The 23,833-nt window shown below is 66.1% G+C and carries 19 protein-coding genes and 1 pseudogene; 11 read left to right on the top strand and 9 right to left on the bottom strand.

Annotation, left to right across the window (positions count from 1 at the left end; genetic code table 11):
- The first annotated feature begins 62 nt into the window (after positions 1-62).
- The 3 genes from DEIPR_RS07015 (at position 63) to DEIPR_RS07005 (ending at position 3,096) form a co-directional block, all read left to right on the top strand.
- Positions 63-938: a phytoene/squalene synthase family protein gene (locus DEIPR_RS07015; protein WP_049775098.1), complete on the top strand. Its 876-nt coding sequence runs from the start codon at positions 63-65 to the stop codon at positions 936-938.
- A 74-nt stretch (positions 939-1,012) separates the two neighbouring features.
- A complete protein-coding gene (crtI, locus tag DEIPR_RS07010) occupies positions 1,013-2,701 on the top strand; it encodes a phytoene desaturase family protein (RefSeq protein ID WP_013615143.1) in 1,689 nt (562 codons plus the stop codon).
- Complete coding sequence (locus DEIPR_RS07005; RefSeq protein WP_013615142.1) at positions 2,698-3,096, top strand: hypothetical protein; 399 nt, start codon at positions 2,698-2,700, stop codon at positions 3,094-3,096. Before crtI ends, DEIPR_RS07005 begins: the two co-directional genes overlap by 4 nt.
- Positions 3,097-3,135: 39 nt before the next feature.
- On the opposite strand, the gene DEIPR_RS07000 is transcribed toward DEIPR_RS07005, so the two are convergent.
- From DEIPR_RS07000 to DEIPR_RS06980, 5 genes are all read right to left on the bottom strand, one after another.
- Positions 3,136-3,690: a type I phosphoribosyltransferase gene (locus DEIPR_RS07000; RefSeq protein ID WP_013615141.1), complete on the bottom strand. Its 555-nt coding sequence runs from the start codon at positions 3,688-3,690 to the stop codon at positions 3,136-3,138.
- Complete coding sequence (locus DEIPR_RS06995; RefSeq protein ID WP_013615140.1) at positions 3,690-6,461, bottom strand: AAA family ATPase; 2,772 nt, start codon at positions 6,459-6,461, stop codon at positions 3,690-3,692. The genes DEIPR_RS07000 and DEIPR_RS06995 overlap by 1 nt, the downstream gene beginning before the upstream one ends.
- Complete coding sequence (locus DEIPR_RS06990; RefSeq protein ID WP_013615139.1) at positions 6,458-7,675, bottom strand: exonuclease SbcCD subunit D; 1,218 nt, start codon at positions 7,673-7,675, stop codon at positions 6,458-6,460. The genes DEIPR_RS06995 and DEIPR_RS06990 overlap by 4 nt, the downstream gene beginning before the upstream one ends.
- Before the next feature lie 269 nt (positions 7,676-7,944).
- Positions 7,945-9,111 carry a hypothetical protein gene (locus DEIPR_RS06985; protein WP_013615138.1) on the bottom strand — a complete coding sequence of 389 codons (1,167 nt, stop codon included), beginning with the start codon at positions 9,109-9,111 and terminating at the stop codon, positions 7,945-7,947.
- Between the two features lie 104 nt (positions 9,112-9,215).
- Complete coding sequence (locus tag DEIPR_RS06980) at positions 9,216-9,986, bottom strand: alpha/beta hydrolase family protein (RefSeq protein ID WP_013615137.1); 771 nt, start codon at positions 9,984-9,986, stop codon at positions 9,216-9,218.
- On the opposite strand from DEIPR_RS06980, the pseudogene DEIPR_RS14875 reads away from it, so the two are divergent.
- From DEIPR_RS14875 to recD2, 3 genes and pseudogenes are all read left to right on the top strand, one after another.
- Positions 9,985-10,116: pseudogene (locus DEIPR_RS14875) on the top strand (hypothetical protein); the annotation flags it as partial. The gene DEIPR_RS06980 and the pseudogene DEIPR_RS14875 overlap by 2 nt on opposite strands.
- Before the next feature lie 10 nt (positions 10,117-10,126).
- A complete protein-coding gene (locus DEIPR_RS14585; protein ID WP_245532687.1) occupies positions 10,127-10,321 on the top strand; it encodes a hypothetical protein in 195 nt (64 codons plus the stop codon).
- Between the two features lie 54 nt (positions 10,322-10,375).
- Positions 10,376-12,526 carry an SF1B family DNA helicase RecD2 gene (recD2, locus tag DEIPR_RS06975; RefSeq protein ID WP_013615136.1) on the top strand — a complete coding sequence of 717 codons (2,151 nt, stop codon included), beginning with the start codon at positions 10,376-10,378 and terminating at the stop codon, positions 12,524-12,526.
- A gap of 218 nt (positions 12,527-12,744) precedes the next feature.
- Here recD2 and DEIPR_RS06970 read toward each other — a convergent pair.
- Positions 12,745-13,750, bottom strand: a protein-coding gene (locus tag DEIPR_RS06970) for an IS630 family transposase (RefSeq protein WP_148231804.1) whose coding sequence is annotated in 2 segments (ribosomal slippage) — positions 12,745-13,281 and positions 13,283-13,750 — 1,005 coding nt in all. Because the reading frame shifts where the segments join, the coding sequence is not laid out codon by codon here.
- A gap of 26 nt (positions 13,751-13,776) precedes the next feature.
- A complete protein-coding gene (locus DEIPR_RS06965; RefSeq protein WP_041221989.1) occupies positions 13,777-14,148 on the bottom strand; it encodes a hypothetical protein in 372 nt (123 codons plus the stop codon).
- A gap of 87 nt (positions 14,149-14,235) precedes the next feature.
- Between DEIPR_RS06965 and thrC the strand changes: the two genes are divergently transcribed.
- The 5 genes from thrC to DEIPR_RS06940 all read left to right on the top strand — a co-directional run bounded on the left by thrC (position 14,236) and on the right by DEIPR_RS06940 (position 20,594).
- Complete coding sequence (gene thrC / locus DEIPR_RS06960; protein WP_013615135.1) at positions 14,236-15,660, top strand: threonine synthase; 1,425 nt, start codon at positions 14,236-14,238, stop codon at positions 15,658-15,660.
- A 241-nt stretch (positions 15,661-15,901) separates the two neighbouring features.
- Positions 15,902-16,768, top strand: coding sequence for a 4-hydroxy-tetrahydrodipicolinate reductase (gene dapB, locus DEIPR_RS06955; protein WP_013615134.1), 867 nt, complete (start codon positions 15,902-15,904; stop codon positions 16,766-16,768).
- Positions 16,769-16,966: 198 nt separating this feature from the next.
- Positions 16,967-17,899, top strand: a complete 933-nt coding sequence (gene dapA, locus DEIPR_RS06950; RefSeq protein ID WP_013615133.1) for a 4-hydroxy-tetrahydrodipicolinate synthase — start codon at positions 16,967-16,969, stop codon at positions 17,897-17,899.
- 78 nt (positions 17,900-17,977) lie between these two features.
- Positions 17,978-19,243: an LL-diaminopimelate aminotransferase gene (locus tag DEIPR_RS06945; RefSeq protein WP_013615132.1), complete on the top strand. Its 1,266-nt coding sequence runs from the start codon at positions 17,978-17,980 to the stop codon at positions 19,241-19,243.
- A 106-nt stretch (positions 19,244-19,349) separates the two neighbouring features.
- Positions 19,350-20,594, top strand: coding sequence for a diaminopimelate decarboxylase (locus DEIPR_RS06940; protein WP_013615131.1), 1,245 nt, complete (start codon positions 19,350-19,352; stop codon positions 20,592-20,594).
- A gap of 44 nt (positions 20,595-20,638) precedes the next feature.
- Here the strand turns inward: DEIPR_RS06940 and DEIPR_RS14735 are convergent, their stop codons facing one another.
- Entirely contained in the window at positions 20,639-22,072 is a 1,434-nt protein-coding gene (locus DEIPR_RS14735) for a GGDEF domain-containing protein (protein WP_148231803.1), read from the bottom strand.
- 270 nt (positions 22,073-22,342) lie between these two features.
- On the bottom strand, positions 22,343-23,761 hold the full coding sequence (locus tag DEIPR_RS06930) for a GGDEF domain-containing protein (RefSeq protein ID WP_013615129.1): 1,419 nt from the start codon (positions 23,759-23,761) through the stop codon (positions 22,343-22,345).
- Positions 23,762-23,833: the final 72 nt, after the last annotated feature.

Below are 23,833 nucleotides of genomic sequence, written 5' to 3'. Positions count from 1 at the left end.
GGGGTGCTTTCTTGCAAATTCAGCCAGCCATGAGCTCACGTGCGAAAGAGGCCTGCCGCCGGATGACGAGCCGGCACAGCCAGACCTTTTATCTGGGCTCCCTCTTTTTTCCGGCAGCTCAGCGCCCGGCGGTGTGGGCGGTGTACGCCGCCTGCCGCGAGGTGGATGACCTGGTAGACGAGCCCGGCCACGACCCGGCCGCCGCTGTGGAGGCCTGGTGGGCGCGGGTACAGGCCGCTTTTGCCGGGCAGGCCACGCCCGGTGACCTGGTGAGCGAGGGGCTGGCCTGGGCGGCGGGGCGCTATCCGCTGGACCTCGGCGCCTTTGCCGACCTGCGGGCCGGCATGGAAATGGACCTGCGGATGGACAGCGTCGGCTCCCGCTACGCCAGCCTGGAAGAACTGAACCACTACTGCTACTGCGTGGGCGGGGTCATTGGCCTGATGATTGCGCCTATCAGCGGCTACTCGGGTGGGGCGCAGACGGTGCAGCGGGCGCTGCGGCTGGGGCGGGCCATGCAGCTGACCAACATCCTGCGCGACGTAGGTGAGGACTGGCGCCGGGGCCGGCTGTACCTGCCCTGCGACCTGATGGAGCGCTTCGGCGTGCGCGAAAGCGATATCGCTGCTGGCCGGGTCACGCCGCAGTACCGCGCCCTGATGGCGCACCTGGGCGAGCGTGCCCGTGCCGACTACGCTTACGGCCGCGCCGGCCTGACACAGCTGCATGGCCGTGGCCGCTGGGCCGTGGCGGTGGCCGCTGACCTGTACGAAAGCATTCTGGACGAGCTGGAGCGCCGGGGCTACGACAACCTCAGCGGGCGGGCGGTGGTGAGCCGGGGGCGCAAGCTGCGGCTCACCGCCCGCGCTGTTCTGCGTGAAAGCGCAGTTTGCCGCTCCGGCGCTGGCCGAAAATGCGGCGCCGGCTCTTCGCTCTGAATCTCGCACGGTCGGCTCCCCTGACTGTTCCCACTCCGACTTTCCCCACCCTAACTTTCCCTGCCTGAGGTGCCATGACTTCTTCCCATATTTCTTCCCGCACCGCCCCTCTCCGCAAGACGGCCCTGATTATCGGTTCGGGCATCGGAGGGCTGAGCCTGGGCATTCGCCTGCAAAGCCTGGGCTTCGACACCCGGATTCTGGAGCGGCTGGACGCTCCCGGTGGCCGCGCCTACCAGAAGCGCACGCCCGACGGCTACGTGTTCGATATGGGCCCCACCGTGCTGACGGTGCCGCACTTTATCGAGGAGCTGTTCGCGCTGGAGCGTGACCAGGCTGCCCTGGACGCCGCCGACTATCCGCCGTCCACCCTGAGCGGCGAGCGGGTGCGTGAGGGCGTCAGCGGTGGCCCACGCACGAGCGACTACGTGCAGCTGGTGCCGATTCTGCCTTTTTACCGTATCTATTTCGACGACGGCACCTATTTCGACTACGACGGCGACCCGGAGCATACCCGCCAGCAGATTGCCGAGCTGGCCCCCGAAGACCTTGAGGGCTACGAGGAATTCAACCGCGACGCCCGCGCCATTTTCGAGCGGGGCTTTCTGGAACTGGGCTACACCCACTTTGGCGATCCCCAGACGATGCTGGCGGTGGTGCCCGACCTGCTGCGGCTGGACGCGGTCCGCACGCTGTTCGGCTTTACCTCCAAGTATTTCGCCAGCGACAAGATGCGGCAGGTGTTTTCCTTCGAGACGTTGCTGGTGGGCGGCAATCCCCTTAGCGTACCCGCTATCTACGCCATGATTCACTTTGTCGAGAAAACCTGGGGCATTCACTACGCCATGGGCGGCACCGGGGCGCTGGTGCGGGCGCTGGTCCGCAAATACGAGGAGCTGGGCGGGCAGATTCGCTACGGCGCGGGGGTAGAGGAGATTCTGACCATGCCCCGGCCCGGCCTGCTGGGGAGGCCAGCGGCGCAGGGCGTGCGGCTGGAGGGCGGCGAGGAACTGCACGCCGACATCGTGGTCAGCAACGGCGACTGGGCCAACACCTACCTCAAGCGGCTGCCTGCAGCGGCCCGGCGGGTCAACAGTGACCTGCGTGTAAGGGCCGCCGCTCAGAGCATGGGCCTGGTGGTGGTGTATTTCGGGTTCCGGGACGAGGGCTACGCGCCGCTGGACCTGCGCCACCACAACATCATCCTGGGGCCGCGCTACGAGGAGCTGCTGGGCGAGATTTTCAGCGGCGGTGTGCTGGGCGAGGATTTCAGCCAGTACCTGCACATTCCCACGCTGACCGACCCCAGCCTGGCCCCCGCCGGGCACCACGCGGCCTATACGCTGATTCCGGTGCCCAACAAGTCCGGGCGCGGCGCGGCGCTGAACTGGGAAAACGAAGGTCCAGAGCTGGTCAAGCGGGTAATGGAATTCCTGGAGGAGCGCGGCTACATTCCTCACCTGGCCGAGCGGCTGACTCACCTGGAATGGATTACGCCCGACTACTTCGACCAGACGCTGGACAGCTTCGTGGGCAACGCTTTCGGCCCCGAGCCGAAGCTGATTCAGAGCGCCTATTTCCGCCCGCACAACCGCAGTGAGGATGTCGCAGGCCTGTACATGGTCGGGGCCAGCGCCCAGCCCGGCGGCGGCACGCCCAGCGTGATGATGTCGGCCAAGATGACCGCGCGGCTGATTGCCGAGGATTTCGGGATTCACCCGGAGATTGCGGCGGGGGTGCCGGCGGGGTATCCGACCGAATGACCTCCCGACCCTCCCCCGGCAGCCAGACCCCCGCCGAAGCCGTAGCCGAGCTACGCGCCTGGCTAAAGCAGGCTGACGCAGCTCAGGCACACCGGGGCCGGCATACGGAGCTGGAACCGCTGACCCCGGAGATGGTGGCTGACACCGCCGCCGACTACGCCCGGTTGCTGGAAGCGGTGCGCCTGCTGGCTGACCGCTACCCGGACGGCGAGGCGCTGGCAGCCGATTACGACGCGTTCGCTGGGGCAAACGTGCTGCTGCGGGCGGCCGCCATTTCGGCACTCAACCTGCTGGATACGCCCTGGCCCAGCTTTCCGCGCCTGGGCCTCAGCGACAGCTTCGAGTATGAGGGGAGTGGGGCCGGGTTCGTGCAGGTGAAAGTGTCTGGGGGCTGAGCGGTGGTCGTGGCCCCTGCGCTTACAGGGGCCCGCCGACTACTCCCGCACTTCTTCAAAGACCAGCGGCTGACCCTGCTGGCACAGTGGGCAGTGGTCTGCCGGGTAGTTTTCAAACGGAGCGCTGGTGAGTGTGAGCAGGGTTTCGCCTGCCAGCGGTGTGCGGCTAAGCCAGGCGCTCACCCCTAAGGCGACATGCTTCTCACGACGCAAAAAGGCCAGCACGCGCCGCGCATCGCGGCCAGTGCAAATCAGGTCGTCTACATAGACGGCGCGTTGACCGGCTTGAGGGCAGTGCATTCGGTGCCAGCCTATGTCCTGACCAGTGACCGTAAAAGCGACTGGAAGTCCCAGTTCTAACCCCACAAACGAGGCCAGCACTGCCCCGCAAGCGGGCGCGCCAACAATCAAGGTGGTCTCGGGCCAGTGTTGAGCAATCTGCTGTGCCTGCTGCCGTGCCAACTGTTGAAGCAGGTAAGGCCTGCGGACAATTTCGCCTTTTTCCAACCAACCCCCTGAATGCAGGCCGTTCTTGAAGGCGGTGTGTCCCTCACGGAAACACCCTTGCGCCTGCAGAAAAGACAGGACATTCATCAGCTCTCCAGCCGCATCACCGTGCTGCCGGCGATGCTCTTGCTGACCAGCAGCTGCGTGGGCAGGCGCTCGCTGAGGCTTTCCACGTGCGTGACCACGCCCACCATGCGGCCCTGCGTGCGTAGGTTTTCCAGCGCTCCAGCCACCGCTTCCAGTGCCTGCGGGTCCAGCGTGCCGAAGCCTTCATCCAAAAACAGGGCGCCCAGAATCCGGTTGCCGGCCAAGTAATCGCTCAGGGCGATGGCAAGGCTGAGCGAGGCCAAGAAGGTTTCGCCGCCCGATAGGGTCTTGACGCCGCGTGTCTCTCCGGCGTTCCAGAGGTCCTGCACGGCGTAGTCGCCCCCCTCCAGCGTCAGGCGGTAGCGACCGTCGCTGATTTCAAACAGGATGTGCCCGGCTCCGGTCAGCAGGTTGGCCTCCACTTCGGCCAGCAGGAATTGCTGGAACTCGTTGGCCTTCAGGCTGTTCGCCAGGGTCTTCCAGGTGTCCATCCGCATGCTCAGGCCGGCGGTCTGCGCTTCAATCTCCTGCTTGCGGGCCAGGCGTGCGGCGGCGCTCTTCTCCTCGGCTTCCAGGCGGCCCGCCTCGCTGCGGCCAGCGGCAATCTGGGCGTCCAGCGTGTGCAGACGGGCATTCAGCCCCGCCAGCGCCTGCGGGTCGTATTCGGCGCCGGCCAGTGCCGCGTCCAGCTCTTTGCTGAGGCTGTTTTCCTGGGTACTGAGGCTGTCCAGGCCCGCTTGCCAGCTCTGGGCGGCCTGTTCGAGCGCCGCGATTTCGCTTTCGGGAAGGGCGGCGGCTTTGGCCTCCTCGGCACCGAGACCCGAGGACTGGAGGGCTTCCGCCAGTGCCTGTGCAGCCTCCTGGGCTTCGCTGCGGCGGGCGGCGGCACTGGCCTGGGCCGAGCTGAGGGTGGCCTGGGCAGCAGCAGCGGCACTGTTCGCCGCTGCCAGCGCCTGGGCAGCAGCAGACAGGGTGCGGCGAATCTCAGCGATGCGGGCCTGGGCCTTTTGGCGTTCGGCAGCGGGGCCAGGGCCAAAGGACCGCACCTGCTCGGCCAGTCCGGCCAGCAGGCGGGCCACCTGATCGGCCGGGTCGCCGGCAATGCGCTCGGCAGCGGCGCGGTTGTCCTGTTCGTCCTGCTTCAGCTGCTCTGCGGTATCGTTCAGGTCGGCTTCGCGGCGGGCCAGGTCCTTTTCCAGCACCCCCAGTTCGGCGGTGATTTCCCGGTACTGACCGCGCAGGTCGTCGCGCAGCGTGGTTGCGGCGCTCAGTGCCTGCCGCAGCCCCTCGACCTCGGCCACGCTGGGGTGGTCCGGCAGGTGCGCGGCGTCCACCGGCTGCCCGCACAGGGGGCAGGGCTCGCCCACGTGGAGCGCCTGAGCATAGGCGGCCAGCCCGGCGCGGCTTTCGGCAGCCCGCAGCTCGGCTTCGGCCGCCTTGGCCCGTTCGCCTGCCGCTTTGCCCTCGGCCAGGATACGGGCCTGCTGCGCCTGCTGGGAGTTGAGCCGTTCACGGTCGGCCGCGAAGCGCTCCCGGTTGGCCTCGAAAGCGGCGCGGCGGCTGCTCAGCTGAACCCGCTCCAGCCGCAACTTATCCAGCCGGTCGGCGTCGGCTTTGGCGGCGGCGTGGGCGTCCTCGTCCCAGGGCAGCGGCTGGTCATGGCGGCTGTGCGGCGTGCCCCCAGCCCGCTTCAGGCGGGCCGCCAGGGCTTCGGCGTCACGCAGGGCCTCGGCGCGGGCTTCCAGTTCGGGAATCTGGCTTTCGGCCGCCTGCGCCTGTGCCTGCGCCTGCGCTGCCTGCTCGGCCGCCTGCCGGGTCTGCTCGGCCTGCGCCTGTGCACTGCGCAGTTCGCTTTCCTCGCGGCCCAGCGCGATGCGGGCGCGGCCTTCGCGGTCAATCAGGGGCAGAATTCCGGCCACCCGCCGGGCCTGGGCTGCCCGCGCAGAGCCGCGTTCTACCTCGGCCTGGCGGCTGCGCTGCACGTTCAGCCGCCGCCGCAGGTCCTCGCGCGACTGCCATAGCCCGGTCACGGTCTGCCAGCGGGCCGCGGCTGCAGCGACCTCCTCGCGCTCGTCCTGCCATGCGTCCAGCTGCTCGGCCAGGGCAGCCCGTTCCAGTCGCAGTTCCTGCACGCGCTCGGCGCTGACTCCGGCGTATTCGTTCTCCAGCAGGGCGTGCAGACTGCTCAGCTCGAAGCCCAGCGCCTTGGCCTGTTCGCCGGCGTAGCGGTGCATGGCCCGCACCTGGTCCAGGCCCATCAGCTCGCCCAGCAGGTCCTGGCGCTCCTTGCCGGTGCCGTGCAGCAGCCGGGCGAATTCGCCCTGTGGCAGCAGAACCGAGCGGGCAAAGGTCCGGAAATCCAGCCCCAGCAGCTCCTGAATGCGGGCGCTCGCCACCCGCTGCCCGGCCCCGGCCGCCAGGTCCTTCCAGCGGCCGTCGGGCTGGCGGTGTTCCAGTCGGGTTTCGTTCTGGGCGGCCTTGCGGCCACGCGAGCGGGCCACCCGGTACACCTGTGGTCCCGTTTCAGACTGCAGCTCGAACGTCAGCGACACTGCCAGCGCCTGCTCGCCCTGCGAAATCAGTGCGTCCAGGCCGGTGGCGCCCAGGCGGGCCGTCTGCCCGTACAGCGCGAAGGTCATGGCGTCCAGCAGCGAACTTTTGCCGCTGCCGGTCGGCCCCACCACTGCGAACAGGTCCAGCCCTTCAAAGTCCAGCTCGGTGTGCTGGCGAAAGGCCGTGAAGCCCGACAGCGTCATGTGCAGTGGTCTCATACGGCCGCCTCCGCTGCGGGGCCTTCTTCTCCATCGGCCGCTTCCACGTGGCTCTGCACCGCTTCCTGCGCCTGCTTGAAGGCGGCCCGCTGCTCCTGCGGCAGCTCGCCGCGCCGCTCCTGCCAGAAGCGCTCGTACAGTTCCAGCAGACTGAGGCCCTCACGCCGCAGTTCCGGCAGCGTCAGGTCTTCTTGGGTGGCGCTCAGCTCCACGGCCAGGGCGTTCGGCAGCAGCCGCAGCACGCGGTCCTTCAGGCCGGCAGTGGCCGTGCCCGCCGGGGCTTCCACCAGCACTTTCAGCAGGGCGCCGCCCGTCTGCTCACGTTCTAGCCGCGCTTCCACCTGGTCCAGCGGCACGCGGAGGGTCCGCAGTTCACGGCCGCTGCTTAGCGGAATGGGGGTCACGCGGGCCGGCTGACCGGGCGAAACTTCCACCAGATTGACCTGCTTTTTCTCGCCGCCCTCCCCGAAATCCAGCTGAATCACGCTGCCGGGATAATGCGCCAGCGGGGCGTCCGATGCCTGCTGGGCGCGGTGGATATGGCCCAGCGCCACGTACTGTGCGCTGGCGGGCAGCTGCTGCTGCGAGATGGTGTAGGCGTTGTCCAGGTGAAACTGCATGGTCTTTTCCGACCCGCTGGGCTGGGCACCGTCCAGCGTGGCGTGCAGCATCAGCATATTGACGTGACCCGGCTGGAACCCCTCGGCCAGTCGCCCCAGGAAAAAGTCCATGCCCTGGCGGTATTTTTGCCGCCACCCGCTGACTTCGCCGCCCAGCAGGTCGGCGCCGCGAATCAGGCGCCGCTCGGACAGGTACGGCAGGGCACCCACCGTCAGGGTCTCGCCGCAGCGGGTCGGTATATGCCGCACAAGCGCCGCCGGGTCGGCGGTGACCTCGGCCACCAGCTGCACACCCACCCAGCCCAGCAGTTCCGTGACCGAGGCCAGCCGCGCTGCCGAGTCGTGGTTGCCGGCAATTGCCACACTGGGAATGCCGTGAGAACGCAGCTGCAGGAAAAAGTCGAAGATGGCCTTTTCGGCGTCGGCGCTGGGGTTGGCAGTGTCGAACAGGTCGCCGCTGACCAGTACGGCGTCAACCTTCTCGCTGGCGGCCAACTCGGCAATCTCGGTCAGGGCCGCGTGGATTTCGGGGGTCCGGTCAAAGCCTCTCAGCACGCGCCCAGCGTGGAAGTCGGCGGTGTGCAGTACGCGCATAACAGAAAGTCTAGCGCCTGGGGCGGGGGAGGAGAGGTGCAAAGGCGCTTGGCGCTGATACAGGCGCGGACGCCTCTACGCACGGCGCGGAATGACGCACCTACCCGTAAAAATCTTCTCCCCGGCCTCTCCATACACTTGCAGCTCCGCGGATTCATACCGTGCACGGCGGTTTGCCGGGTGACCACGCTCGTTCGGGACGGTGGCACAGGTCACTTCTGAGACAAACCCCCCGTCACACGGACGGGGGGCAGAGCTGCAGGTGATTCTTACTGGCCGACTTGCTCAACCAGCGAGTTCATCTTCATGCGGAAGGTCATGCTCATGGTGCCATCATCCATCGCCACGTTCGATTTCATCCGCATGGTCATGTCGTCCTGCATCCGGACCGGCAGACCGTCGGTGCGGTAGGTGGCCTGCTGGGCCGACACCATATCGGTCATCTCCATCTGCATGTTCATGGCGCCTTCGCCTTCGCCCAGGTTCATGCTCATCTTCCAGGGCTGGGCTGCAGAGTCGGTGCGGAACAGGTGGCGGCCCTGAGCGTCGGTGCCGGTGTAGGTGACCTTGGTGGTGGAGACCAGCGGAGAAGACTTGATGCCGTCGGCAATCTCGGCGGCGATGGCCTGCGATTTGTCGTCTTCGGCCACCGCAGCAACAGCACCGGCCATTATGCCGCCCATCAGGGCCTGCATGTCCACTTCGCTGGTGTTGGTCTTGCTGAAGCCGGGGGTCAGCTGCATGCCGTACACGCTGGCGTCGTTCATGCCCATGCTGCTCAGGTCCAGGCCATCCATATTCGCAAAGGCGGCCTGCATTTCGGCGTCGTCGCTCTCGAAGCGGGTGTCGCTGATGCTGCCGTCCGCCTCAACGCGCTGAATGACGCGAACAGTAAAGTCGTCCATGCCGCTTTCGGCGGGCATCTGGGTGGTGGTGGACATCACCAGTTCACGCGAGCCGTCCGCGAACACTTTGCCCACCGACATCACCAGTTCGGTCGGCTCGGCCGGCGCTTTGCTCATTTCGGCGAACATCTCGCGCATTTCGGCGATGTCTGCCTCGCTCATCTCCTTGGCAGCGTTGCCGGTTACCTGCACGTCTTCCAGCTCCATCTGCATCTGCACGGTCTGGCGCAGGGTGACGCTGGTGCCGCTGGGCGCAGTCAGCAAGAACACCTGGGCCTGCGCAGGGGTCATGCTGGCAGGCCCAGGGCGGCCCGGAGTGGGCTCACCGACCGCGACAGTGCTGGGTGCGCGCTGAGCCGGCGTAGGTGTGGCCGTGGCATTCAGCGGCAGCGCAGGAATGCTGATGGTGGCCGCATGGCTGGACATGGCCGGCCGGGGCGCGGGGACGGGCCCGGTGACTGGAGCCTGATAGCCGCCGGCCAGGGCCACGGGAGAGGAAAGCAGCAGGGCACTCAGAATCAGCTTTTTCATACCTGATGCTACGCTGGCAGGCTGCTGGGCGTTCCCGGAGCGGCGTATGGATGAACACTTTGTAAACGTAGCAACTATTCGGTGCAGTGCCCTGGTTCGCCTGACTAGGCCTGCAGCGACTCGCCCAGCACGAAGCGGCGGCTCAGGTCGAACAGGGTCTGAATGTGGTCCAGGTGGTCGAAGGTGTGATTCGCATCTTCAATCAGGGCCAGGTCGGTGCCGGGGCCCAGCGCCTGGGCGTACTGCTCACCCCAGGCCGGCGGGCAGGTCTCGTCGGCGTCGCCGTGCATGACGGCGGCCACGCCACCCCAGCCACGCGCCACCTTCAGCGGATTCAGCCGCAGCACCTCTTCCAGAAAGGGCCGGCCCAGCGGCCAGCCGCCCAGGTCCTGCACGCCGGCCGGCAGCTGACCGCCCGGCAGGTACTGCAGGAAATACTCCGGCAGCGCCGGCGCCCACAGCAGCAGCCGGTGTGGAGCCACGTCCGGGGCACTCTGCGCCGCCAGCAGCCCGCCCAGCGAGTGGCCCAGCAGGGTCAGGCGCTCGGGGTCCACCTCGGGCCGGGCCCGCAGCCAGTCGGCGGCAGCCCGCACGTCGGCCAGCTGCCGCGCCGGGGTCACTGCCGCGAAATCGCCCTGCGAGTCGCCGTAGCCCCGGAAGTCGAAGCGCAGCGCGGCCACCCCCCGCGCCGCCATCTGCCGGGCGAACAGGGTGTGCAGGCGGTGGTCACCCGACTTGTGCCCCGTAAAGCCGTGCAGCATCAGCAGCGCGGGCCAGCCCTGGGCAGGCCGCTCGCCGGTGGGCAGGTGCAGCAGGCCCACCAGCTGTTCGCCCTCCACCTGAAAACGAATAGGTTCTTCGTGCAGCAGCGTCATGGGAGACAGTGTGGCAGATGCGGCGCGAGCAAATAAGCTGTCCGGCATGAGAGCTACGCCGCTGGCGCAGGACGGAGAAGATGCCCTGCTGATGTTCAGGACTGTCCGGGGCAGCCAGTGGGAGTTCGCAGGCGGATTCATTGACGCAGGCGAAACGCCCCGTCAGGCGGCCAGGCGAAGTGTACGGCGCGCTCTATCTGGCCGAGGCGGAGAGCCGGAGCGTCACGGTATACCGGGAGGAGCAGGACGCTTTTCGCTGGCTGGCCGCAGGAGCGCCACTGGACGGATTCGGCCCGCTCACAGCCGCACTGGTCCGGGTACTGCGCGGCGCGTAGGGTTCCGCTTCTGTTCTGCCCACAGCGTAGTGCCATGCCGTACACTTGGGGGCGATGACCGCCGACCTCTCGACCGAGCCGTTCGACATTCAGGGCGCGGTGCAGCGCGTGCGTTTCCGGGCCGAGAGCGGCTTTACCGTCCTGACCGCGCAAATCACTGGCCCTTACGGTGAGGATGAGGACGCGGTCTTGGTCGGCCTGATGCCGCCGCTGGACGCGGGCGACGGCTTCAAGGCACTGGTGAAACTAGAGGAGCACAAGGAATACGGCTACCAGTACCGCGCCCTGAATCTGGTGCTCTCGGCGCAGCCTGCCGACCTCACCGAAGCGGGCGTGGCGGCCTACCTACAAGCCCGCGTGGGCGGCGTGGGTAAAGTGCTGGCGGGGCGGATAGCCTCAACCTTCGGGGACGCGACCTTTGACGTGCTGGAAAGCGACCCTGAGCGGCTGCTGCAAGTGCCGGGGGTGTCGGCCTCCACGCTGCACAAGATGGTGGCAAGCTGGGGCGAGCAGGGCCAGGAGCGGCGCACGCTGGCGGCGTTGCAGGGGGTGGGGCTGAGCATCTCGCAGGCGCAGCGGGCGCTGAAGCACTTTGGCGAAACGGCGGTGGAAACCTTGCAGGCTGACATCTTCACCCTAACCGAGGTGGAAGGCATCGGCTTTCTGACCGCCGACAAACTGGCCCGCGAGCGGGGTATGGAACTGACTGACCCGCGCCGCCTGACTGCTGCCGCCGTGTATGCGCTGCAGCTGGCGGGCACGACCGGCGGCCACTCTTACCTGCCCCGCGCCCGTGCTGAGAAAGGCGTGGTGTACTACACCCGCGTGTCCGAAGAATTGGCCCACGAGGCGGTCAGCCGCGCCCTGGAACTGGACCGCCTTAAGGCCGACTACAGCGCTGAAGGGGATGAGCGCATCTACCTCCCGCAGGCCCTGCGTGCCGAGAAGAAACTGGCCCGCCTGATTCGCACCCTGCTGGCGACCCCGCCCGCCGAGGAGTGGGAGGTGCCGCCGGGCGCAGGCATCGGCCTGAGCGACGAGCAGGCCAGCGTGCTGGAAATGCTGCGCGGCGAGCGGCTGGTGGTGCTGACCGGCGGCCCAGGCACCGGCAAAAGCACCGCCACCAAAGCGGTGGTAGAAGTGGCCGAGGAACTGCGGCTGGAAGTGGGCCTCTGCGCCCCGACGGGCAAGGCGGCCCGGCGGCTGGGCGAGGTCACGAACCGCGACGCGCACACGGTACACCGGCTGCTGGGCTACGGCCCGAACGGGTTCAGGCACAATCATCTGGAGCCGCTGCCCTATGACCTGGTGGTGGTGGACGAGGTGTCCATGATGGGCGACGCGCTGATGCTGGCGCTGCTGAATGCGGTGGCCCCCGGAGCGCGGGTACTGCTGGTAGGCGACGCCGAGCAGCTCCCGCCGATTGACGCGGGCCTGCCGCTGGCCGCCCTCACGCAGGCGGCGACCACCGTGCGGCTGAGCCGGGTCTACCGCCAAGCCGCCGAGAACCCCATCATCGGCGCGGCGCATCGGTTGCTGCACGCTCAGCCCCCGCAGTGGCAGTTCGTGAATGACACCAAAATGGATGAGCGCAGTGATACCCGCGGCCAGCTCAGCCTGACCGAGGTGGAAGCCGATGTGGGTGCCCGCCGCGTTTCGCTGCTGGTGCGTGAACTGGGTGGCCCCACGCGGGCGCAGGTGCTTTCACCCATGCGGCGCGGTCCGCTGGGGGTAGAGCGGCTGAATGCCGTACTCCAGCAGACCTTCAACCCTGGCGAGGGCGGCGTAAAAATCGGCGCGGACGCCCTGGCCCGCGCAGGTGACGTGGTGGTGCAGACCAAAAACGACTACGAGAACGAAATCTTCAACGGCACCCTGGGCACCGTGCTGGAAGAGCGCGGCTCGCGGCTGCTGGTGGACTTTGACGGCAACATCGTGGAGCTGGGCGGCATGGAGCTGTTTAACCTGCAACTCGGCTACGCGCTGACCGTTCACCGCGCCCAGGGCAGCGAGTGGCCCGCCGTGGTGGGCGTGCTGCACGAAGCGCACATGCCGATGCTCTCGCGCCCGCTGGCCTACACCGCACTGACCCGCGCCCGCGAAGAATTTCATGCGGTGGGTTCGGCTTCGGCCTGGGCGCGGGCCGCCGCTTCGCAGAAAGAGGAGCGGTACACAGCGCTGCTGGAACGGGTGCGGGGGCGGTGACAATTAGGGGACAGTTTGGTGCGTTTTGCGGCTGTTCAAAAATTGCCACCAGGCCAACCCCAAAGCGCCAAACGCCAATAGTGCGGGCCAGCCATCTGCAAGGGGCAAGCTCAGTGAGGCAGCGTCAGCGGAAGAACACGCCACATCTGGGTAGCGGTGCCAGTCGCTCCACTGCATTGCTGCATTGATGGCTGCCTTTATCATGGCTCCCACGCTAACTATTGATAGCGGCGTAAGTTGGCGTCCATAAGCTGACGGGGCAGGTGAATATAGCGGACCCGCTGCCAGGCGGTGACAAGCCTCTTTTTCAGCGCTCTGATGGAGTGGGCACAAAAGTTCCCCAACACATTGCGCTTGACGTAGGCCCACACCAACTCGATCGGGTTCAACTCTGGAGCATACGGAGGCAGAAAGATCAGAGAGAGGCGTTCGTGGGTTCCCACGAACGCCTGGGTTACTTTCGCGTGATGAATTTTCGCATTGTCCAGCACCACGACGATGTTCCCCTGAACTTGGCGCAGGATGTGCCCAAAGAATCGGATGACCTCTCCACTGCGGATCGCTCCGGATGTTGTGTGCTGGAAGAATCGTCCATCTGAAGTGATCGCCCCAATCGTCGAAAGCTTCTCCCAGTTCGCTCTGAGCGTGACCAGGGGCGTCACGCCCCTGGGTGACCACGTTCGCCTTCGCACGCCTTTCAACGAGAATCCGACCTCATCCAGATAGATGATTGTGGCTCCCTCAGCGACCTTTTTTTTCCAACTCCGGGAGCACCTGTTCCCGCCAGGATGCAATCCGAAGTTCGTTCCGCTCAGCAGCCCGCCCATCTGGCATCTGTGGGCTGAACCCCAACTTTCGTAGGATTTTACGGACGTGATCATGGTGGTGCCACACCTCGAAGTGCCGCCCGATCAGCTCTGCCACACGTTTTGTCGTCCAAGTTTCGTCAGGAAACCCATGCTGCAGAGCACCCTCCCGCAGGAGGGTGCGAAGCTGGTCGTGCTGAGACTCAGTCAGCCGAGCAGGACGACCAGAGCTGACCGTCGCTTGCAAGCTTCCCTTCTTTCTGAGCCGAGCACTCCAAGAAGTCACCGTGAGCACGGAGACGCCGAAGTGAGCAGCGATTTCGCGGTGTGTGTGGCTGCCTTGCTGCAGCCACTCGGTAGCAGCCAGACGCCGCTCCTCAAGTTGGGCACGAGAATATTGGTTCGGTTGCCATTCCACGGTCCCTAGAGTTTAGCAGCGCATACTTACGCCGCTATCAATATATGAAGCAGGCGTACAGCTCGGCTCACACCCATTTTTCCTGTCAAAGCTGCCGCGCATAGGGCCAACACAACCGTGAGCAGTTCAGGCCATACGAGCACGAGCAGGACTTGCGGGGCCACACTGTAGCAGCGTGGGAGGCCGAGCATTCCAATAACGGCAAAGTAAAGCAGCGGCGCAGGCATCAGCGTCAGTGCCGCGCCCAGCGTGTTGTAGGCGGGGGCGGCTTGCGGGTGCTGTTGCCCTCTTGCCTGCCAAACAGCTGACCCCGCCCTAATCCACAAGGCCAACAGAAAAAATTGCGCCAGTAGCATCGCAAGCATCAAAAAAGCATCTAGGAATGGTGCAGAGAGCATGGCTGTAAGCATGTTACGGGCTGCGGGCCAGGAATGGGACGCTGCGGCAAAGCAAAACTGTTATTTCCTACCCGCTACAATCCCCCCATGCAGTACGTCTCGACTCGCGGCCACCAACCTCTGGGCACCTTTACCGACGTGCTGCTCTCCGGCCTCGCGCCGGACGGTGGCCTCGCCATGCCCGAGCGCATCTCCACCTTCAGCGCCGCCGAGCTGGAGCGGCTGCGGGAGCTGCCTTACGTCGAGCTGGCCTATGAGGTGATGCACCCGTTCATCTCGGACATTCCTGAGGATGACCTGCGCGAGTTGTTGCGCCGCACCTACCGCGCCGAGGTATTTGGGAGCGAGGACATTACCCCGCTGACCGCGTTGGGCGATTCGGGCCTGTACCTGCTGGAACTGTCTAACGGTCCTTCGCTGGCCTTTAAAGACATGGCGATGCAGTTTCTGGGCCACGCCTTCGAGTACGTGCTGGAGCGCGAAGACCGCCGCGTAAACATCCTGGGCGCAACTTCGGGCGATACCGGCAGCGCCGCCGAGTACGCCATGCTGGGCAAAGAGCGGGTAAATGTGTTCATGCTCTCGCCGCAGGGCCGCATGAGCCGCTTTCAGCAGGCGCAGATGTATAGCTTAGACGAACCCAACATCTTCAATATCGCCGTAGCGGGCGTGTTCGACGACTGCCAGGATTTGGTCAAGGCGGTCAACGCCGACGCCGAATTCAAGGCCCGCTACGACATCGGGGCCGTGAACTCCATCAACTGGGGCCGCGTGCTGGCGCAAGCGGTGTATTACTTTAAAGGCTATTTCGCGCTGAACCTGCCCGCTGGCGCCGAGGCCGATTTCTGCGTGCCGAGCGGTAATTTCGGCAACGTGTTCGCGGGCTATCTGGCGCGGGAGATGGGCCTGCCAGTGGGGCGGCTGATTGTGGCAAGCAACGAGAACAGCGTGCTGCACGAGTTCTTCAGTGGCGGCGTGTACCACGTCTGGCCTGCCGAGCGGGTGGCTGTGACCAGCAGCCCCAGCATGGACATCGGCAAGGCCAGCAACTTCGAGCGGTTTCTGTACCTGATGGCCGATGCGGACGCGGGACAAGTCGGGACTTGGTGGGAGGAAGTCGCAGCGGGCCGCCCGGTAGACCTGCGCGAGTCGGCGCATTGGGCGGCGGTGCAGGCGAGCGGCTTTGCGGCTGGCCGTAGCTCCCACGCGGACCGCCTCGCCACCATTCGGCGGGTGGACACCGACTTTGGCCGCCTGATTGACCCCCACACCGCCGACGGGGTGCTGGTGGGCGAGTCGTTCAAGCGCCCCGGCGTGCCGATGGTCTGCCTGGAAACGGCCCTGCCTGCCAAGTTTGCTGAAACGGTGCGGGAAGCGGTGGGCCGCGAGCCGGCGCGCCCCGCCCGCTTTGCCGGGATAGAGGAGAGGCCCCGCCACTTCACCGAACTGCCCAACGACGCAGAGGCGCTCAAGGCGTTTATCGCTGAGAAGCTGGGGGAGTGGGCGCAGTAGGGGTAGACGCAGTAGAAGTGGACGCAGGAGAGAGTGGGTGCAGGAGAGGCGGAAGGTGGCGGAGGGGCAGCTCCAACCAGCCACTCACCCGCTTCCCGCCGCCCTGGCTGATTTGTGTTTGTTAGCTGCTGCACAGCGCTTATCAGCCATTTGTCTGGATATTCCGGACAAGGCTAGACAGCTTTTGCTGACCCGCCTATACTGCGCCAACTTGGCTGCATAGCTATACACAGGAAAGCCCATGACCGAGCCCCAGACCACCACCCAAGCCACAGCTCCGCGCTCCTTGCGCCTGGGGCTGGTGGGGTATGGGCGGATGGGCCGGATGGTTCATACGGTGGCGCAGGAGCGTGGGCACCGGGTGACCGCGGTGATTGACCCCCACGCGCCCGGCGCGACCGCCCCGGCGCTGACCCCCGAACTGGCCGGGCAGGTGGACGCCGTGATTGACTTCTCGGCTCCGGCCACGGCGCGGGACAACATCCTGTTCTACGGGCGCAGCGGCATCCCGGCCGTGGTCGGCACCACCGGCTGGTACGACCAGCTCTCAGCCATCCAGGCCGAATTGGCCGGGCAGCCCGCCGCCATCGTGTGGTCGGGCAACTTCTCTATTGGGGTGCGGCTGTTTACCCGGCTGGCCGCGCAGGCTGCCGCGCTGTTCGCTCCGTTCGCCGACTATGACGCCCTGCTGCACGAGTTCCACCACGCGGGCAAGGCCGATAGCCCCAGCGGGACAGCCCTGCAACTGGCCCAGGCAGTGCAGAGTGAATGGCCCCGCCAGCCGCAGCTGGAAACCGGCCGCCTGGACCGCCAGCGCCGCCCGCAGGAACTACACCTGTCCAGCACGCGGGGTGGGCACATTCCCGGCACCCACACCCTTATCTTCGATAGTCCTGCCGACACGGTCGAGCTGACCCACCGCGCCCGGACCCGTGAGGGCTTCGCGGCTGGCGCGGTGCAGGCCGCCGAATGGCTGGCCGGCGGCCGGCGGGGGCTGTTCACGCTGGACGAACTGCTCGACGATGTCTTTGCTGCCCAGATGGGAACAGGGGCCAGTCCGCAGCCCAAACACAAACCTTCTCCGGATACCGCCGCGCGAAAACGCTAGGGGGCTATCCGGAGAACTTCTGACTGTCCCTGCGTCACAGGGGCCACCCGGCGGGGACCTAGAGCCGCCGAACAGAGCTTCTTCAGCGGGCCCGCCGGGCCCCGGATAGCCCCCCGAACCCGTCTTTGCTGCCGGTTCGGCCGACTGGCTTTGTCCCGCCCGCTGCCTTTTCCTCCACTCCCTGATAGGAGCCCCACCATGACCACCGATTCCCTCACTCCCCTTGACCTCAGCGGGGTGTACACCGCACTAGTTACTCCCTTTACCCTGGACGGCTGGGTGGATGAAGCCGCCCTGGCCGACCTGATTGAGTACCAGATCGAGTCTGGCGTCAGCGGCCTGGTGCCCTGCGGCACCACCGGCGAAAGCCCCACCCTGACCCACGCCGAGCACGACCATGTGGTGGATTTCACCGTGCGCCAGGCGGCCGGGCGCGTGCCGGTGATCGCCGGCACCGGCTCCAACTCCACCGCCGAGGCGATTCAGCTGAGCCAGCACGCCGAAATGAGCGGTGTGGACGGCGTGCTGCTGATCAATCCCTACTACAACAAGCCCACCCAGAAGGGCCTGTACGAGCACTTCCGGGCCGTGGCGGAGGCGGTGAACATTCCGGTGGTGCTGTACAACATCGCCAGCCGCACCGCCGTGAACATAGAAACGCCCACGCTGGTGCGGCTGGCCCAGGACTGCCCCAACATCAAGGGTGTCAAGGAAGCCAGCGGCAACCTGCGCCAGATGGCGGACGTGATCGGCCAGCGCCTGCCCGGCTTTCAGGTCGTGAGCGGCGACGACAATATGGTGCTGGACCTGGTGGAAGCCGGCGGACACGGCGTCATCTCGGTGGCCAGCAACATCATCCCCGCGCAGATGGCCGAACTGGTCCGCCTGGCCCGCGCCGGACAGCTGGAGGAAGCCCGCACCCTGGAAGCTACCCTGGCGGACTTTTTCCGCGCCTGCTTCTGCGAGACCAACCCCATTCCCATCAAGACCGCCCTGGCCGAGTACGGCTGGTGCGAGGAAACCTTCCGCCTCCCCATGACCACCCTGGAAGACGAGGCGCACAGAGGGGAGATTCTGGCGGCGCTGTCCGGGCTGGACGTGCGCAGAGGTGCGAAAGGTCTGAAGGTCTAAAGAAGACCTGCGTGCAGACACCCTCGCTTTCCTCCCTTGCTTTTCCCCTCCGTTCCTGACCTCTCAAGGAGTATTCACATGGCCAAACTCAACCCCAACTACCGCAAGCTTTCCGCCGGCTACCTGTTTCCCGAAATCGCCCGCCGGGTACGTGAGTACAGTGCCCAGCATCCGGACCAGGCCATCTACCGCCTGGGCATCGGTAACACGACCGAGCCACTCACGCCCACCATCTTGCAGGGGCTGCACGGCCGCGTGACGGCGCTGGGCAACCGCGACACCTACAGCGGCTACGGCGACGAGCAGGGCGAACTGGAACTGCGTGAAGCGCTGGTCGCCTACTACGCGCAGCGCGGTGTGACACTAGACCCCAGCGAGATTTTCGTGAGCGACGGCGCCAAGGCCGACGCCGCCAACATCCAGAACCTGTTCGCGCAGGACAGCGTCATCGCCATTCAGAATCCCGCCTACCCGGTCTACGTGGACAGCAACGTGGTGGCCGGCCGCACCGGCGAATATGACGCCGCAGCCGGGGCCTACGCCGGGCTCAGGCTGCTGGAAGGGAACCCCGAGAACGGCTGGTTCGCTGCGCCGCCCACCTCTGACGGGCAGGGCGGGCCGCTGGACGTGGTGTACCTGTGCAGTCCCAACAACCCGACCGGGGCCGTGGCGACCCGTGAGCAGCTGCAGGCGTGGGTGGACTACGCCCGCCGGCACGGGGCCGTCATCATCTTCGACGCGGCCTATGCCGAGTTCATCGCGGACCCGGAGCTGCCGCGCTCCATCTACGAAATCGAGGGAGCCAGCGAATGCGCCATTGAGCTCACCTCGTTCAGCAAGTTCTCCGGCTTTACCGGCGTGCGCCTGGGCTGGGCTGTGGTGCCGCATGCCCTGCGGACCGAGGACAGCGAGCCCGGTGAGCTGAACCGGATGTGGAACCGCCGCCAGAGCACCTTTTTCAACGGCGCCAGCAACATCGCCCAGTCGGGCGGCGTGGCGGCGCTGAGCGAGGCAGGCCAGCGTGAGAGCCGCGCCCTGGTCGCCTACTACATGGAAAATGCCCGCATTATCCGTGCGGCGTTGCGTGAGCTGGGCCTGGAGGTGACCGGCGGCGACAATGCGCCTTACCTGTGGGTCAAGACGCCCAGTGGTCCAGACGGCCAGCCCCTGGGCAGCTGGGAATTTTTCGACCAGCTGCTCCATCAGGCCCAGGTGGTCGTGACCCCCGGCGCCGGGTTCGGCTCGGCCGGGGAAGGCTACGTGCGGTTTTCGGCCTTCGGGCACCGCGAGAACATCGCAGCGGCGGTGCAGAGCATCCGGGAAAAGCTGAACTTGCAGCGCTGAAGGCGCAGGACGGAGGGCAAGCAGCCTGCAGCGTTTGCCCCTTTGCTCTGCGCCCTGTGTCCCCCTTACCTTCTTCCATCACCTACTCAACCCAAAGGAACCCACCATGACCAAGACCCTGCCCACCACCGAAGCGCGCCTGACCGAGCTGGCGCACGAACTGCCCACGCCCTTTCACCTGTACGACGAGCGCGGCATGCGTGAAAACGCCCGTGCCTTTATGCAGGCTTTCGCCTGGGCGCCGGGCTTCCGCAACTACTACGCGGTCAAGGCCGCGCCTACGCCCGCGCTGCTGCAGATTTTGGCCGAAGAAGGCTTTGGCGCCGACTGCTCCTCGCTGCCCGAGCTGGAGCTGGCGCAGCGCTGCGGCATAACCGGCGAGAACATCATGTTCACCTCCAACGACACCCCCCCGGAGGAATTCCGCCGCGCCGCCGAGCTGGGAGCGGTCATCAACCTGGACGACATCACCCACATCGCCGCGCTGGAAGAGGCGCTGGGCGGCACGCTGCCGGAGCTGCTGTCGTTCCGCTACAACCCCGGCCCCGAGCGCACCGGCAACGCCATTATCGGCAACCCGGTGGAGGCCAAGTACGGCGTGACCTCCGAGCAGCTGCTGGACTGCTACCGCACCGCCCAGGACAAGGGAGTTGGGCGCTTCGCCCTGCACACGATGGTTGCCAGCAACGAGCTGGACGCCTCGTTCATCATCGAAACGGCGCGGATGCTGTTCACCCTGGCAGTGCGCCTCAAGGAAGAACTAGGCATTGAGCTGGAGTTCGTGAACCTGGGCGGCGGTATCGGCATTCCTTACCGCCCGGAGCAGCAGGCCATGAGCTATCAGGAGGTATCGGACGGCATCCGCGAGCTGTATGACAGCATCATCCGCCCCGCCGGCCTGGATGGCCTGAAACTCAGCTTCGAGTGCGGACGTGTGATGACCGGGCCTTACGGTGTGCTGGTGTCGCGGGTGCGCCACGTGACGCGCAAGTACAAGGATTACGTGGGCCTGGACGCCTGCATGGCGAACCTGATGCGCCCGGCCATGTACGGCAGCTACCACCACATCACCGTGCTGAATAAGGGCGAAGACGCGCCCCGGCAGACGGTGGACGTGACCGGCTCGCTGTGCGAGAACAACGACAAGTTCGCCATTGACCGCGAGTTGCCCGTCATGCAGCCGGGTGACGTGGTGGTCATTCACGACGCAGGTGCCCACGGCCACAGCATGGGCTTTAACTACAACGGCAAGCTCCGCAGCGCCGAATACCTGCTGCGGGCGGACGGCCGCGCCGAGATGATTCGCCGCGCCGAGACGATGGACGACCTGTTCGCCACCCTGAGCTGGTAGGGGAAGCCGGCGGCCAAGCGGTTGGCTGGGCAGCAGGACGCGCCCTAGCCGCGCCGCTTGGTCCGGTACATCTTATGGTCGGCCTGGGCCAGCAGGGCTTCATGGTTCCGTGGCCTGCGGCCAAGTGCGTAGCCGATAGACAGGCCTACGCGCAGGCGCTGCTGCTCCAGCTGCAGCGGTGTTTCACCTGCGGCTGCCAGATGCTGGAGCAGCGCCTCGGCCTGGGCCGGCTCCCGCATTCCGGGCACCACCACCACGAACTCGTCGCCGCCCCAGCGAAATACCTGCCCTGGCGGCGCCACGCTGGCCTGCAGCAGTCCGGCCACATGCTGCAGCATGCGGTCGCCCACCGCATGCCCGTGCGTATCGTTGATCTCCTTGAACCCGTCCAGGTCCAGCGAGAAGATGCCGTACGGTTCGGTGTCGCTCAGTCCGTAGCTGAACAGTTGGGCGAAAGCCCTACGGTTGGGCAGTCCGGTCAGGTTGTCGTGGTAAGCCAGGTACTCCAGGTTGGCGCGGCTTTGCCGCAGTTCGCGGGTCATGCGGGCGTTGTCGGCGGTGGTCAGCGCCTGGCGGACGGTGGCTGCGGTGACCACCGCCAGAGCCCCCCATAGCAGGACCTGGTCGCGCAGCGTCGTGGCCGGCAGGGCCAGGGCCAGCGTCAGGCAGGCCACCGGAACCGCCACATAAGGCAGGGCTATCAGCGCCAGGTCAAGCTTTCGCTGCAGCAAGTGGGAGGTGCGCTGCTTGCCGCGGTCCAGCTGCTGTAGGCCTGCCGCCTGCAGCGTGATCCCCAGAGTCCACAGCAGGTCCGGTGGCAGGCCCGGCCGGTACAGGTCGCCCTGCTGCAGGTAGATGATGTCCGCAATCACGAAGCTGATCAGGCCGCTGCTGAGCAGCAGGTTGGCGCGGTTCTGGCGCTCGACCTGAAGCAGCACCACGCTGAAGCCCAGAATCAGCAGGTCCAGCAGGACGTACACCAAGCTCAGCCGGCTGAGGGGGTTGTGCAGCTCGGTAATCAGGTGGCTGAGTCGCTGGTCCCAGAGCACCATGCTGACGGTGCCGGTAATAATGAGCCCGTCCAGGGTCCGTCCTATCCGCCGGCGGGTGGTCAGCTGCGCCGGCAGAAACAGCAGCAGGGCGGCCGACATCAGCAGGTAGTAGGCCAGATAGAACGCGTCGGCTACCGAAATGTCAGGGTAGTCCAGCTGCAGCAGGTCCAGCGAGATCAGGTAGGCGTCGCCGCCGAACTGACTGACGAAGGCCAGCAGAAACGCGGCGTACACAGGTTTGCCCCGGCGCTGCCATAATCTCAGGGCCAGCAAGCTGGCGGCCCCCATGATGCTCAGGGAAAGTCCGTTCAGCACCCATAGGTCGGCCATGGTCTGTGGGCCACGCAGCAGGGTCCACAAAACCTGTGTGAACAGCAGCCAAGCCAACACACGTAGAGAAGTGGGAAAGGGAGGTGGTCTATTCACCTTACTGTCCGGCAGCCTAACAGCGGCCCACCTCACAGCTTCTTACACAGGCAATTTGCGTCCAGGTGGAGGGTTGCGCCGGCAGCTCCATTGCTGCTTTACACGCATCGGGGCCTGTTCTCTATTCTCCGAAAAAGAACCCTGCCTTAATTTTTCACAGCTGGTCCGCCGAACAGAAGTGGTCTGGACACAGCACTCTGCATCTCCGCTGCGGCGTAGCGGCTGCCCTTTGTTTGTCCTTCCCCTGCCCTGCAGCGGCCGCGCGGCGCCTTACCGGCTGTTCCCGCTGCGCTGCTTGCCGCTGTACATGTCGTCGTCGGCCAGGCTCAGCAGGGTTTCATAGTTGCGGTTGCCCCGGCCCAGGGCGTATCCCACCGAGGTCCCCACGCTCAGCTGGTGGCCCCGGTAATTCATGGGAGTGCGGATATTCACCGCGATCAGGCGGGCCAGCGCGTCGGCGTCGGCGCTGCGCTGCACTCCGGGCACCACAATCACGAACTCGTCGCCGCCCCAGCGGAACACCCGCCCCGGCGCCGCCACGGTGCGTGCCAGCTGCTGCGCGGCGTGCTGCAGCATCCGGTCGCCTACGGCGTGGCCGAAGGTATCGTTGATCTGCTTGAAGCCATTCAGGTCCAGCGAGAAGACCACGTAGGGCTCGTTCGCCCCCAGGCTACCCTCGCAAAAGTGGACGAAGGATGCGCGGTTGGACAGCCCCGTCAGGACATCGTGATAGGCGAGATGTTCAAGTTCCTGGCGGCTGGCTTCCAGCTCGGTCTGCATCTGCCGGTTCACCTGAGCGATGTGGGCCTGGCGCAGCATCACCAGGCCGAACACCGCCACCGTGCCCACCGTGATGCCCAACTGGCGCTGCGAACCCTGGGCAGCCCCTGCCAGCAACACCGCGCAGCACACCAGCAAGGCGGCGTAGGGAAGGCGGCGCAGCGCGTACCGGACCGTTGGCGGCAGAGGAGTGGGGCGCAGAGACACTGGAGTATGCATCACCTGCTGTACACCCAGCGCCAGCAGGGTGAGCCCCCACACCCACAGAAGCGAAAGCCAGGGCTTGGCCGCGCCTGCGCCCACCACCATATAGAGGTCGGCCACTGCGAAACACAGCAGTCCGCCGATCATCGGCCACAGGATCCGGTCATAGACGCCGCGCAGCAGCAGCATGACCGTCAGGGCGTCCAGCAGAATCTGTGTCAATGAATAGGTGAGGGTCAGGCCAACTAGGAGGGGTTGGCCGCTGCTGCGGGTCACCAGGCCGTCCAGTCCCAGCACCCACACGCCCAGCCCGGCGATGGCTGCGATCATCAGGGTGTCGATCAGGGCCAGCGTACCCGGCCAGCGCTGCGTGCGGCGCATCCACTGCACGACCTGCAACTGCGCCGTGCTCATCAGCACGAAAAACAGTGTCCCCAGTGCGATGCTGTGCAGATACTGCGGGCTTCCGAATTCTCTGAGACCCAGGCCGATATTCAGCAGGTTGCCCAAGAAATGTACGCTCAGCGCCGCTGCCAGCAGGGCCGTGACCTTGGTGCGCCGCTGCCACCAGACCTGAACCGTCAGCAGCCAGGCGAAGGTGACGGTGGCGGTTAGCGCCCAGTGCACGGCTGTCCCGGGCTGGTCCAACAGACCAGGCATCCTCAGCGCCAGTGCGGTGTACAGCGCAGCGGTGAGGAGCAGCATGGCCGGCAGGGGTGCCGGCGGCGGAGAAGGCAAGCTGTTCATGTCTGAAAGAGGCGCCGGACAGACCCTGCG

Origin of the sequence: Deinococcus proteolyticus MRP, from assembly GCF_000190555.1 — a bacterium.
GTDB classification, from domain to species: domain Bacteria; phylum Deinococcota; class Deinococci; order Deinococcales; family Deinococcaceae; genus Deinococcus; species Deinococcus proteolyticus.
The sequence above is the reverse complement of the archived record's forward strand: the minus strand, read 5'-3'. Positions and strand labels throughout refer to the sequence as shown.